Annotated in this window: 15 protein-coding genes; 4 read left to right on the top strand and 11 right to left on the bottom strand. The window is 39.9% G+C overall.

The features are described from left to right. Positions 1-6 precede the first annotated feature (6 nt). The gene (locus FRX97_RS06875) at positions 7-921 is read right to left on the bottom strand and encodes a TIGR01777 family oxidoreductase (protein ID WP_147014455.1); all 915 of its coding nucleotides are present in this window, start codon (positions 919-921) and stop codon (positions 7-9) included. Positions 922-946: 25 nt separating this feature from the next. Continuing rightward, on the bottom strand, positions 947-1,273 hold the full coding sequence (locus tag FRX97_RS06870; RefSeq protein ID WP_147014454.1) for a 2Fe-2S iron-sulfur cluster-binding protein: 327 nt from the start codon (positions 1,271-1,273) through the stop codon (positions 947-949). A 663-nt stretch (positions 1,274-1,936) separates the two neighbouring features. Between FRX97_RS06870 and FRX97_RS06865 the strand changes: the two genes are divergently transcribed. Beyond that, the gene (locus tag FRX97_RS06865; RefSeq protein WP_170227061.1) at positions 1,937-3,541 is read left to right on the top strand and encodes a T9SS type A sorting domain-containing protein; all 1,605 of its coding nucleotides are present in this window, start codon (positions 1,937-1,939) and stop codon (positions 3,539-3,541) included. A gap of 102 nt (positions 3,542-3,643) precedes the next feature. Here FRX97_RS06865 and FRX97_RS06860 read toward each other — a convergent pair whose 3' ends face one another. From FRX97_RS06860 to trmB, 5 genes are read right to left on the bottom strand one after another with little or no spacing between them, the layout of a single operon-like run. Then, complete coding sequence (locus FRX97_RS06860) at positions 3,644-4,648, bottom strand: NAD(P)/FAD-dependent oxidoreductase (RefSeq protein ID WP_147014452.1); 1,005 nt, start codon at positions 4,646-4,648, stop codon at positions 3,644-3,646. Between the two features lie 14 nt (positions 4,649-4,662). Continuing rightward, positions 4,663-4,935: a NifU family protein gene (locus tag FRX97_RS06855; RefSeq protein ID WP_147014451.1), complete on the bottom strand. Its 273-nt coding sequence runs from the start codon at positions 4,933-4,935 to the stop codon at positions 4,663-4,665. Position 4,936: 1 nt separating this feature from the next. Continuing rightward, a complete protein-coding gene (locus tag FRX97_RS06850) occupies positions 4,937-6,049 on the bottom strand; it encodes an Mrp/NBP35 family ATP-binding protein (RefSeq protein ID WP_147014450.1) in 1,113 nt (370 codons plus the stop codon). A gap of 45 nt (positions 6,050-6,094) precedes the next feature. Then, the gene (locus FRX97_RS06845) at positions 6,095-6,424 is read right to left on the bottom strand and encodes an MGMT family protein (RefSeq protein WP_147014449.1); all 330 of its coding nucleotides are present in this window, start codon (positions 6,422-6,424) and stop codon (positions 6,095-6,097) included. Position 6,425: 1 nt separating this feature from the next. Next, positions 6,426-7,100: a tRNA (guanosine(46)-N7)-methyltransferase TrmB gene (gene trmB / locus FRX97_RS06840; RefSeq protein ID WP_147014448.1), complete on the bottom strand. Its 675-nt coding sequence runs from the start codon at positions 7,098-7,100 to the stop codon at positions 6,426-6,428. Positions 7,101-7,141: 41 nt separating this feature from the next. Here trmB and FRX97_RS06835 point away from each other — a divergent pair, with 41 nt between their 5' ends. Continuing rightward, entirely contained in the window at positions 7,142-8,164 is a 1,023-nt protein-coding gene (locus tag FRX97_RS06835) for a hypothetical protein (protein WP_147014447.1), read from the top strand. Here FRX97_RS06835 and FRX97_RS06830 read toward each other — a convergent pair. The 4 genes from FRX97_RS06830 to FRX97_RS06815 form a co-directional block, all read right to left on the bottom strand. Continuing rightward, a complete protein-coding gene (locus FRX97_RS06830) occupies positions 8,141-8,587 on the bottom strand; it encodes a hypothetical protein (RefSeq protein ID WP_147014446.1) in 447 nt (148 codons plus the stop codon). The two genes, FRX97_RS06835 and FRX97_RS06830, sit on opposite strands and share 24 nt — an antisense overlap. A 31-nt stretch (positions 8,588-8,618) precedes the next feature. After that, complete coding sequence (locus tag FRX97_RS06825) at positions 8,619-9,641, bottom strand: sensor histidine kinase (protein WP_170227060.1); 1,023 nt, start codon at positions 9,639-9,641, stop codon at positions 8,619-8,621. Positions 9,642-9,672: 31 nt separating this feature from the next. Continuing rightward, a complete protein-coding gene (locus FRX97_RS06820) occupies positions 9,673-10,356 on the bottom strand; it encodes a response regulator transcription factor (RefSeq protein ID WP_147014444.1) in 684 nt (227 codons plus the stop codon). A gap of 164 nt (positions 10,357-10,520) precedes the next feature. Beyond that, positions 10,521-10,946 carry a toxin-antitoxin system YwqK family antitoxin gene (locus FRX97_RS06815; protein ID WP_170227059.1) on the bottom strand — a complete coding sequence of 142 codons (426 nt, stop codon included), beginning with the start codon at positions 10,944-10,946 and terminating at the stop codon, positions 10,521-10,523. Between the two features lie 79 nt (positions 10,947-11,025). Between FRX97_RS06815 and FRX97_RS06810 the strand changes: the two genes are divergently transcribed. Continuing rightward, entirely contained in the window at positions 11,026-11,358 is a 333-nt protein-coding gene (locus FRX97_RS06810; RefSeq protein ID WP_147014442.1) for a hypothetical protein, read from the top strand. A gap of 187 nt (positions 11,359-11,545) precedes the next feature. Then, the gene (locus FRX97_RS06805; RefSeq protein WP_147014441.1) at positions 11,546-12,748 is read left to right on the top strand and encodes a hypothetical protein; all 1,203 of its coding nucleotides are present in this window, start codon (positions 11,546-11,548) and stop codon (positions 12,746-12,748) included. The last annotated feature ends 38 nt before the right edge of the window (positions 12,749-12,786 follow it).

Raw genomic sequence — 12,786 nt, 5'->3', positions numbered from 1 at the left:
CCACAACTACTTAACCAAATGGTCTAGGGCCTTATCAACGGCGGGATATTTAAACTTAAAACCGCTATCCAAGATTTTTTGATTGTCTATTTGGGCACCATTTAAGATTATGGTAGCTCTTTCACCCATTGCAAGTTTTATCGCGAATTTGGGAGCCAGAGGTGGCCAAACCCATTTATTTAGCTTGTTTGCAAGTTGCTTAAAGAAGTCTTTTTGAATTATTTGTTCAGATGCCACCGCGTTAAAAGCTCCGGTTCTTCTTTTTTCCAACAAGTGGATGTACATCTCACACAAATCGTAATTATGTATCCAGGGTAGCCATTGTTTACCAGAACCCAAGGGCATCAGTAGGCCTTTTTTGGCGAGTGATTTAAATATGCCAAAGGCTCCACCGCGTTTAGAGAGAACGGTTCCAGTTCTAACCACTGCAGCAGGTATGCCATAGGTGTTTTCTAAGGCAGCTTTTTCCCATTCTACACATACTTGTCCCAGAAAACTGCTTTGGTCTGCAGCATCTTCCTCTTTAAACTCCTTGTCGGTATTCGGTCCGAAATAGTAATTCACTCCCGAAGCCGAAACAATATGTTTACATTGATCTCCAACAAGAGACAAAAGGAAGTTGAGCGAATCTACTCGGCTATTTAGGATCTTGGTTTTGTAGGAGGATGTCCAGCGTTGGTCGGCAACAGATGCTCCTGCAAGGTGAATGATAAAGAGTTCTTCCGACTTTTTAGGGAGTGCGCCTTTATCCACATGTTTATTGGCAATATCCCAATTTACGTAGGAAAGGTTGGGAGATACCTTTATAGATCTTCCACGAGTAAGAATAAATACTTTGTAATTGAGGGCCAGGAGCTTGTCGCAAAGTTTTGATCCAACCAAGCCGGTGCCACCCGTTAGCATTACGTTAGGCATAGTCATTTAACCCTTAGATCAATTATTTGTTTTAATCTTCTTCATCGGGAGCTAGTTCTACCACTAAGCCCTCAATATTTTCTGAGATTGGAATTTGACAGCCCAATCGGCTATTGTCTTTAACATAGAGAGCTTGATCTAGCATGTCAAGTTCCTCATCGCTTTGCTCTGGCAAATCGGTATCAGACAATACATAGCATTGGCAAGAGGCACAAAGCGCCATTCCTCCACAAGTACCTTTTACGGGAAGTTCGTTGGCCTTGCAAAGCTCCATAAGGTTAAGATCCATATCGGTTGGAGCTTCAAAATTGTGTTCTACACCCTGACGGTCGATTACCGTAACATTAACCACACTCATGGTAAAAAATTTCAGCAAAAGTAGGGATTCAAATGAATTGGATTTGCTAATAAATGCGATGTCTTCGACTTCCCTGAGACAACGCAGCGCTGTCCTTGGTGATTTGCGATGAAATATTGAGGGAAAAAAGAATATTTAATCGATTTCTGGGTGTTGTCCTCGACTACGCGCTCGGACAGCGCGCTTCGGAGAATGATTAGCGAAGTGAAAAGGGTGTTCCCTTTACCCTTAATCCCTCATCCCAAAAAAACTTTGTGCAACTTTGATTCCTTTGTGGTTAACCTCGATACGTCCTGCTGTTCTCGACTACGTTCAGACAGCGATCTTTGAAGGGTTGGTCTAATTGACCCTAATCTTTCAAGTAAAATAGGAATAGGGTTTTCATCAAAATAATATTTACCCTGAGTGTTTGATCAAAATCACCGAGCGATAAATAGTTTCGTTATTGTATATGCTGAAGTAAAAAATGAACTATCAAGTACTTAATCTACGGGTTTGAGTTTGGATTATCTATTATGTAGCCAACTATTGTTTTTGAGAAGATAGAGTGGTATTTCCTTATTTTTTATTGTGAAAAATAATGAAGAGTTTTATAAATGATAAGTGCCTGTTTATCAGAGTGAAATGAATTTAGCAAGCGCTTATTCCCCTAATCAAGAATATATGTTTAAGCAACTTCTTCTTCTGATATTTATGTCTTGGGTATTTATGGCAAATGCCCAACAGGATACGCTTTTTGAGGAGTGGAATAAAATTTACGGCTCCCATGAAGAGGAAGTACCTGTAAACATGATTCAATTGAATGAAAATCGCATTTTAATTTATGGGCAAAAAGCGGATCCACCACCCCAAGGGTATATAAGAGATAGTTACTTTCTTGAAGTAGATACCAATGGCACTATTTTAAATGAAAAAGTTGTTGATTTTGGTGGCGATGAGGTACTAAGAATGAAAGAGTTAAGTAACGGAGACCTGTTGTTATTTGGATCCTGTTCTTATTGCTATTCTGAAACCCATGAAATAGGTGGGGTTGAAGGGCAACAACTCTACTACGATGTATTTGTGGCGCGCTTAGATAGGGATTTAAATGTTTTGTGGAATCGGTGTTTGGGAAGTAGTGGTGACGACAGACTTATAACTTTGTTTGAATTACCCAATGGTCATTTGAAGTTATATGCAGTACAGGACTCAAGATATTTTGATGGTGAGCCGCAAAATTCTTACTTTCTAAAGGGAGGAAAACCCTGGGTTTTTGAGTTAAAACCGGAGGGGCAAATAACAAATAATGTGAGTTGGGATGACACCACTAGGTATAAATATTCCAGTGTAAGTACGATAAAGGAAAGACCAAATGGTAATGGACATATTGTAGTTTTAGAGCAAACACTAAAGGAAACCATTGAAACTCAGGTCTCCCAGGAGTTATTGGTCTTAAGCTTTAATGAAAATGGGGAGGCTACTGATAGTTCTTTAATCGAGCTGTCCAAAAGGGATTCTTTTGATATGTATTTTTTGAATTATTTTTTTATCAATGATAGTATTTTACTTGTTGACGGGGTATTGCAACCAAAGATTAGTTCAGGTTACTATCCGGCAACTTACAATGGTGGCTGGCGAGACTTGGTGTGGGCCAGAATAAATTTAAATTCTTGTAAATATGAATCTCTAATTTTTTTCGGAGACTCCTTAGATGAATGGCCGAATCGACATGACGGATCATCTAGTTGCAGTTTTTTAACTGATTCAACATATACAGCACATTTTAGGGGGATTTCAAGAAACTACCCTAATTTTAATGTCTCTGTAAATGAAGATCAACGACTGAAGGTAATAATGGATTATCGAGGTGACATTTTGGCAATGGAAGCGATGGATGATTACCCGTTTTGTAACAGAGAGAATAATTTTTTAAAAATCTCGTCCACTAGCTATTTTGAATTACATGCAGGTTACGATATTGAAAAAAGTGATTTTTATTTCCACGGTTCTCGAGAAAAACCACCAAGTATCTTTATTCGCAAATGGAGTAAGCTACCGCAAGGTTCTACCTCTGCTACTACAGAGATTCCAATAATAATATTTCCCAACCCTAGCCAAAGCGATATAATAAACCTAAACGGTAAATCAGATTTTGAGCTATTCCAGTCTGATGGAAAATTGTTAGGTCGTTACAAGGCAAAAAACCAACTTAATATTTCTGGTCTTAGTGATGGGGTTTACCTCATTCGCCGCAGCGATGGAAAAGTAGCTCGTTTTATTAAGGAATGATGTTTTAATTTGGGCTTTAAGTTGTTTTGGTAAATTCTGTTGTAATTAAAAAAAGGCTGCTTTTTTAATTGGCAGCCTTCAATCCATTAATAAATCTATTCCCTAAAACCCATTAACTCCGTTAACGGTGGTGTATTTAAGTACTAAGTTCTTATCTGGGTAAATGCGCTTAAATGCGCTTTGTACCATTAAAGTGGCTTCGTGGAACCCACAAAGAATAAGTTTTAATTTCCCTGGGTAAGTATTAATGTCTCCAATGGCATAAATTCCTTCCACATTGGTGCTGTAATCAAAAGTATCTACCTCTATAGAGTTTTTACTGATGTTAAGTCCCCAGTCAGCTAAAGGACCAAGCTTGGGAGATAATCCAAACAATGGAACAAAGTGGTCTGCTTTTTTAACGATTTCACCGTGATCTTGTTTGGTTATGGTTACTTCGCTTAATTGGTCATCCCCATTTAATCCGGTTACTTCTGCATTAGTAACCAGGTTTATTTTTCCACTTTCGGCCATGTCCATAACCTTTTGTACAGAATCTAAATGTCCGCGGAAAGAGCTTCTTCTGTGTACCAAAGAAACTTCGCTCGCTACGTTAGAAAGGAATATCGTCCAGTCGAGTGCAGAATCCCCACCACCGGCAATTACTACGCGTTTTCCGCGGTAAAATTCGGGGTCTTTAATAATGTATTCTACTCCTTTATCCTCGAAATCAGTGATATTAGAGATAGGTGGTTTACGAGGCTCAAAGCAACCTAATCCACCCGCTATAGCGATAACAGGAGCTTTGTGCTTAGTACCTTTATTCGTAGTTAAAATGAAATTTCCTTCCTCGTCTTTTTCTACCGTTTCGGCGCGTTCACCTAGGGTAAATCCAGGCTTAAACGGACGAGCTTGATCCATTAAATGTTCCACTAGGTCTCCAGCTAAAACTGAAGGAAATCCTGGGATATCGTAAATGGGTTTTTTCGGATAAATTTCGGTTAGTTGTCCTCCAGGTTGTGGAAGTGAATCTACAAGGTGGCAGCGCAATTTTAGAAGTCCAGCTTCGAATACGGTAAATAATCCACAAGGACCAGCGCCTATAATTAGGATATCAGTTTCTATCATTTACTCAGTGGTAATCAGTTTAATGATGATTCTACAATATTGTTAACGGCAATTACCGCATTAATCTGAGGTACAGCCTTTTTAATGGCTTCTTCGATTCCGGCCTTCATGGTCATTGAGCTCATGGAACAGCTGCTGCACGCTCCATGCAATTTTACCTTGGCGATACCATCGTCTGTTACCTCCTCTAGCGTTACGTCTCCACCGTCGGCCTCTAAAAAGGGGCGAATGGAGTTAAGCGCTTCGTTTATTTTATCCTCTATGGATACCATACCGGCATTATTCATATTACTGAGGTGTTACACTAACCTTTTTAGTGGGTTCTTGTTCCGAATTTCTCTTTTCTACACTTTTGATAACATTCAAAACCATTTTATCAAAAGCCTCGCTTGCCTGAGTTCCCTCCTGTAAAACAGCAGGTCTACCTATGTCTCCAGCTTCTCTAACACTTTGTATCAAAGGAATCTGTCCAAGCAGATCGATATTTTGCTGCTCCGCTAATTTTGCAGCTCCTTCTTTACCAAAAATGTAATACTTGTTTTCTGGTAATTCGGCCGGAGTAAACCAAGCCATATTTTCTACTATTCCCAGTACAGGTACGTTAATTTGTGGAATTTTAAACATCTCAACTCCTTTACGTGCATCAGCTAATGCTACTTCTTGAGGAGTTGAAACCACAACTGCTCCAGTTACAGGTACTGCCTGAACAAGCGATAAGTGTATATCCCCAGTTCCTGGAGGAAGGTCTACAATTACATAATCCAATGGTCCCCAGTGTGCATCGCTAAACATCTGATTTAGTGCACGAGTTGCCATTGGGCCTCTCCAAACAATAGCCTGATTGGCTTCAGCGAAAAATCCGATGGAAAGAATTTTCACGCCATACTGCTCCAACGGTGTAATCTTCGATTTTCCATCTACTTCTACCGTAGTGGGCTTATCCTGTCTTAAATCGAACATTACCGGGGCAGATGGACCATAAATGTCAGCATCGATGAATCCTACGGAATAACCCAATTTGGCTAATCCAACTGCCAGGTTAACAGCAATAGTAGATTTTCCTACTCCACCCTTTCCAGAGGCTACAGCCAAAATGTTTTTTACACCTGGAAGTACTTTCCTTAATTCGGGATCTTCTGTATCCTTCAGTGAAACGATATCGACTTCAATTTCTAGGTGGTCGCCGCAGTGTCTTTGGATATTGAAACGACAAGCTTCTTCCATGCGCTTTTTGTTGTGCATGGCTGGATTGTGCACGCTAAGCTGAAACTTAACCTTGTGCCCATCCAAGCTTAGATTTCTAACCAATCCAAGGCTTACGATGTCTTTATTTAAATCGGGCTCCTTAACGTAAGAAAGGGCCTTTTCTATTTCTGTTTTTGTTACTGGCTTGTCACTCATAGCTAAAAGTGCTGCAAAGGTACAATTTGTTGCGCTAAATAATTGTCAGGACAATGTAGGTTTCCATCGGTGGGAAGCAAAATCCAATATTTGATCGTCTTTAACCTTAACCCCTTCGGCTTCAAGAAGTTCTTGCATTGCGGTGGGAGTGGGGAAGTGGTGTTTTCCGCTTAATTGTCCCAAACGGTTTACTACTCTATGTGCAGGCACGGGAGGATTTGCATTGTGGGAGCCATTCATGGCCCATCCAACTAGACGTGCTCCACCTTTACTTCCAATGGCTTCGGCGATGTCGCCGTAAGTACAAACCTTTCCCTCGGGGATATTTCGCACTAGTGCATAAATGCGTTCGTATGCATCGCTGCTCTTTTTCATGCTACATAGAAAAGCATAGGTAGTTTATCCTAAATCCCTTGCCCATAAACAGTTGCTCGTAGTAGGTCTTAATTTCCAACTGTTTTTGCATTTCAGATGGAATGCTGTCCCATTCATGGTAAATATCAAAGGATCTGAAATGCAATGTGAACTTGTGCTTCTGGATTTGCTCTAAGGTATAATTGAAAAGTAATCTATTGTCGGTTTTTAAATGAATCAGACCGTCTTTTTTAAGAAACCCCTTGTAAAAATCGAGGTACTTGTCTGAGGTTAGTCTTTTCCGGGGTTTTTTGGGTTGCGGATCCGAAAAGGTTAGCCAAATTTCTGATACTTCATCGGGTGCAAAAAAGCGATCTATAAAATCTACCTTAGAACGTAAAAAGGCTACATTGTTTAGCCCTTCTTCATGAACCGTTTTAGCCCCGCGCCAAATTCTGTTCCCCTTTATATCTACTCCCAAAAAGTTTTTTTCCGGGTACTTTCTTCCTAATCCAACTGAGTATTCTCCTTTTCCACAGCCCAATTCTAATACTATGGGATTGTCGTTTTTAAAAACCTCTTGATGCCATTTTCCAATTAATTCGTGTTTTTTATTCAGAATCTCTGAGAAAGAAGGTTCTATAACGTGGTCGAATAATTTGTTTTCTGCAAATTGCTTCTTCTTTCTTTTGGCCATGGGAGAATTTTTGGCAAAACTAATGGGTTTCTAGCAAAGAAATGGAGAAACGATTAATGTATGGTGTTTTAAATTGGGGATTGGGTCATGCGACGCGGTCTGTGCCTGTAATCGATTTCTTTTTATCCATGGGTTGGAAAGTGGAAATTGCATCGGATGGTAAGGCGCTCAGCTACCTCAACGATGCATACCCCCAGCTCACTTTTCATACGCTTAATTCCTACCGGATTAAATATTTAAAGAAACCCTTCTTAACCGCTGGGGTGGCTCTTTCTGGGATAAGGATTAAAAAAGTAATAAAATGGGAAAATTGGTGGTTAAAAGAGCACTGTTTAAACCAGAAGTACGATCTAATCATCTCTGATGCTCGGTTGGGATTTTATCATTCCGCAATACCTTCAGTGCTTATTAATCACCAAATAAACCCAGCGCCCTTTGGTTGGAGTCGGTGGCTAAAGAAATTGCGCATCCATTATTTCGACAAGTTTACCGAGCTCTGGATTCCCGATTTTGAAAACCAATTTCTAAGTGGCAAACTATCGGCTATTTCACCTGCTTTAAGTTCAAAAACTAGATTTATAGGGCTGTTGTCGCAATATCAAAGTCGCAATGCTAAAATTGATACTATAGAAATTGTAGCGGTGGCTTCGGGGCCGGAAATAGAAGCAAGGCGTTTTACTCAAAGGGTCTTTAAGTTGCTTTCCAACTCTAAGTATGAGCGTTGGATAATTCTTTGTCCTTATTCGGTGGAGGAGATCAACGACAATCGCTTACTAATTGGTGAGAGGATTAATCAAGTATGCGATTATGTTTTGGCAGCGGAAAGGATTATTTCTTACAGCGGTTACACTACCTTGATGGATGCCGCATTGCTACAAAAACCATTGCTTTGTTTCCCAACTCCAGGGCAACCTGAACAGGAATATCTTGCGAAGAAACACGGGTTCCACAAAGGATTTCCAAAAGGGATAGAGGAGGAACAATTTATGGAGCTAGCTGCTTTTGGTTCTGCAAGGTTTCAGGACCAAATCACTTCCTTTTTAAAGGCTAACCGCTTGGCTTAGTTTTTTCCATTTGTTTACGAAGGCTGTAATTGCGTTTTGTTGATCGCTTCTTCCGTTAAAATAGATCAAATGGCCCGATTTGAGTTTTATCCCCAACTCCAATTGCTTCGATTGATTTATAAGTGTGGAGATGGCTAAAATTTCGGAGTTTAAAATACAGCCCCAAAAAGTTTTCGTTTTCCAGTTACCCCTAAACACAACTCCTCTGGGGTATAGCTCTAGGTTAAAAGGAATGCGTTCGTAGGATTCGTGGAATTTGTAGGGTAGTAAAACTGGGGCACTGTTGTTTTTGGCTAGGGATAATGCGGGGGATCCCGTTCCTCGGATTTTAAGATTTTCCCAAAAACTAAATTTTCCGCCTAAGAGATCTAACCATTCGCTTGGAATGTCGTCTCGTTCTATAAGTACTTCTTTGAATTTCACAGGGTTAGAACGTGAAATTAGCTGAATTGTTCTAACCTACTTTTTTCAGAGGAAATAGAAATGTAGTGCCAATTCCCTTAGTGGATCTAACATCCATGGTGTATCCATGGGCATTAATAATGTGCTTACAGATGGAAAGCCCTAAGCCGCTACCACCAGTGTGGCGAGATCGGTGTTTATCAACACGGAAAAACCTTTCAAAAATTCTAGGTATATCTTTTTGGTCTATTCCTATTCCGTTGTCAGCCACCTCAATAAGGATGTCTTCATCGATATCGAAAAAGCGGATTTCGGTTTCACCGCCTTCTGGTTTAGCGTAATTAATGGAGTTTACCAACAAATTAGATAGTACCTGACTTATTCTATTTGGATCAGCATGAACCAAAATAGGCTTGTCGTATTTTTTGTTGAATTTGAGCGTTACGTTGTGCTCCTTCGCTCTCATTTCAAGCGAATCGATAATGTCTTGGGCCAGCGCTACAACATCAAATTCCTCTTGGTACAATTTTAATTTTCCTGATTCCAACTGAGAGATGGAATCTAGGTCTTCTATCATAGCCACCATTCTATCGGTGCTTCGAGAAGCTTTTTCCAAGAACTTTTTATTGATTCTTGGGTCGTTCATCCCACCTTCTAATAGGGTTAAAATGTATCCTTGAATAGCGAAGATGGGAGTTTTTATTTCGTGGGCTAGGTTCCCTATAAACTCACGTCTAAAGTTTTCCTTTTCCTTTAGTACTTCAATTTCTTTTCTCTGGTCATCCGCCCAATCGATTACCTCTCGGTTAACCTCTTTAAGAAGATCTCTTGAAAAGTTAAGATTTAGGTCTTGGGAGTCTTTCTTGAGGGATCGTATGGTTTTGTAGATGAGGCGAATTTTAGCAATTATGAATTGCTGAATAAAGAAACTGACAAATACAAAAGAACTGATACCAGCAACAGCGGGGAAAAGGAGGATGGAAAACCAGGTGGTTTTTCCATAAACGAAGTATTCCGAAATGGCCCCTATTAGTAAAACAGCCCCCGCAACTAGCATAGCGCACTTAAGCGCCACGCTTTTTGGACTGGAATCGTACGAAATTAACTTAGGCTTCAATTTTGTATCCTACTCCTTTTACAGTTTTAATGTAATCTTCCCCGATTTTCTCTCTCAGCTTTCTAATATGTACGTCAATGGTTCTGTCTCCCACAACCACTTCGTTACCCCATACATTGTTTAGAATAACTTCTCGAGTAAAAACACGTCCGGGTTTGGAACAAAGTAAAGCTAATAATTCAAATTCTTTTTTGGGAAGGGTTAATTCCTCGCCTCCCTTATTTACCGAGTACTTTTCTTTGTTTATTTCAAGTTCTCCCAGAGCTATAGTTTCTGCGGGACCGTCAGTTATTCCTTTTCTTCTTAAAAGGGCTTTAACACGGCTAACCAATACTCTTGGTTTTATGGGCTTGGGAATATAGTCGTCCGCACCGGCTTCAAATCCTGCTATTTGGGAATAATCTTCAGAACGGGCGGTTAAAAAAGCGATGACGGTATCCGAAATGCTACTGTCTTCTCTAATGAGCGTACAGGTTTCTATGCCATCCATTTCTGGCATCATGACATCTAAAAGAATGAGTTGAGGATGATGCTTTTTAGCAGCTTCAATACCTTCTTTCCCATTGTTGGCGGTTACGACATTAAAATCTTCCTTCTCTAGATTATACTTAATTATATCTAGGATATCTGGTTCGTCGTCTACCAGTAATATGGTGTGATTGTTTTGGTCCATTGGGGTATTTTCATTTAACAATGCAAATCTACCTTGGAATTATAACGGGAAAGAGAGTTAGCTTTAAGAGTGTGTTAAATGACAAACTCCCGAGGCCGAGGGCAACGGGAGTTTGCATGAATAATTACTTCGTATGTTAAGAGAAAGTTAAGCCAAGCTAAAATCTAATGATCTTTGGTTTGTAAAACTTCTCCAGTTTCTCCGTACATCACCCATTTACCGGTTGGTTTCCCACGGTTGTATGAGTATTTATATCTAAGGTTTCCTTCTTCATCCCATATTTTCCAGGTACCGTGTTTTTTGCCTAGTACATAATGTACCTCAGCTAATTTTTTACCGGTTTTGCTGTATTGTCTCCATTCGCTGTGCGCCTGGTTTTCAATTAACCATCCTTCTTCGGTTAAGTTACCCTCAACATACTTCTTAAATGGGCCAGAAAGCTTGTCATTGTATGTTAGGTACTCGTATTTAGTATCAGTACTTTCGTCGAAGTAGGTTTCGAATAAAGAGTTGTCTCTTTGTGCAGAACCAAATAGTGGGCAAAGTGCTATGCCCAGTAAAATTGTGAAGGCTAATATTTTCTTTCTCATAACGGTTTGGAAATATAGAGTTAACATAAAGGTAACATTAAAACGTTGAAAATTCCAAATAGTTGCTTATCCATTTCTCATGAAGCTGACGAAGAACATACCCGCTACTTTAGTTGAAAAAGATTTAATACTGATAATCAGCCAGTTAGAAAAAGATTTAGGATTGCCAAAAAATTATTTCGGCGAAAATTTAACATTGGATCTTGTTAAGAAAACCATGTTTCACTGGGTAGATGCTATGTTAGAAGAGCGTCCTGGGGAACTTTTTCAGGCCTTGTACAAGGTAGATTTACCCGATCACATTACCCAAAAAGCTTTGAAATCGGATGAGCCAGCTACGGATTTATCCCTATATATAATATACAGGGTGTATCTAAAAGTGAAATTGCGACAGGAATATGGCTCTAATTAAATGGTGGGGTAATGCCGTGTTAACATTGTAACTGTGTATTCTCCAATTTTTTGGGGTAATGGTCACCAGTTAACAATGAGGTAATATTTCCCCGTCTATTTTTCATAATTCCATAACTGCAGATTTTAGAAACAAGCAAATAAAGGATCCAAATTTGCAGCACCAAAACCGAATGAAAAAAACTGAAATGAAAAAGCTAAACAAATTAGCAAGTGTTATACTAGCAGCATCAGTAGCGCTAGTTTCTTGTGAGAAGGATCCTAAAACAACAACTCCAGATCAAATTCAAGGAATTGTAGTTTCTTCTAATATCACAGAAAACACAACTTGGACAAAAGGAGAGCAGTACGTATTAACTAACAGAGTTGCTGTTGAAGCGGGTGTTACCCTAACTATCGAGCCAGGGGCTCTTATTAAAGGTTTGGCAGGTGAAGGTGCAAATGCTACAGCACTAGTAATTGCAAGAGGAGCTACCATTATTGCAGACGGAACTGAGCAAGAACCTATCATTTTTACTTCATACGCAGATCAAATTGCACCGGGAATGACCGTTTCTCCTAACCTTTCTGCAGATTTATCTGGATTATGGGGTGGATTAATCATCCTTGGAAATGCACATGCATCTATAAAAGGTGGTAACCTTGAAGCTTCTATCGAAGGTATTCCAGCATCGGATAACAACGGTAAATACGGTGGAACGAATGATGCGGATAGCTCTGGAGTATTAAGATATGTATCTGTACGTCACGGTGGAGCTAACATCGGAGAAGGAAACGAAATCAACGGTATCACTTTAGGTGGTGTTGGAAGCGGAACTGTTATCGAAAATATCGAAGTTGTAGCTAACCAAGACGATGGAATTGAGTGGTTCGGAGGAACTGTTAATGTAACCAACGCCGTTGTTTGGAATGCTGGTGACGATGCTATCGATACCGATCAGGCTTGGGCAGGTACTTTAGATAACTTTGTAGTTATTAACCCAGGTGACGAAGGATTTGAATTAGATGGTCCAGAAGCGGCTTACACTTCTACGGGTCACACTATCATAAACGGTACTTTATATGCTGATGGAGCTTCTGGATTAGTAGATCTAGATGATAACACAGACGTAAGAATGTCTGCTATCTACTTCACTAACTTAAGCGAAGGTCAGGATGTAGAAGGATATGGACCAAACGCAGAGAAAGAAGAAGTTGGTTTCTCTGTTAACACCAACGGATACTTTATCGCTGGATGGGAAGCAACACTTCCTGAAGGAAAAGTATTAGGAGATTTCTTTAAGCAAGGATCTGATCAGGCTACAGTTGAGGTTGCTACCCGTAAAAATGCTGGTGCCAATAGCGCTATGATGTCATGGACATGGGCTGGACAAGCAGGTATGCTTAACTAGTTAGCTATATAAACGAAATGTTAAGCCCCACGCTACTG

Source organism: Luteibaculum oceani (genome assembly GCF_007995015.1).
GTDB lineage: Bacteria > Bacteroidota > Bacteroidia > Flavobacteriales_D > Luteibaculaceae > Luteibaculum > Luteibaculum oceani.
This window is presented reverse-complemented; position numbering and strand designations above follow the sequence as displayed.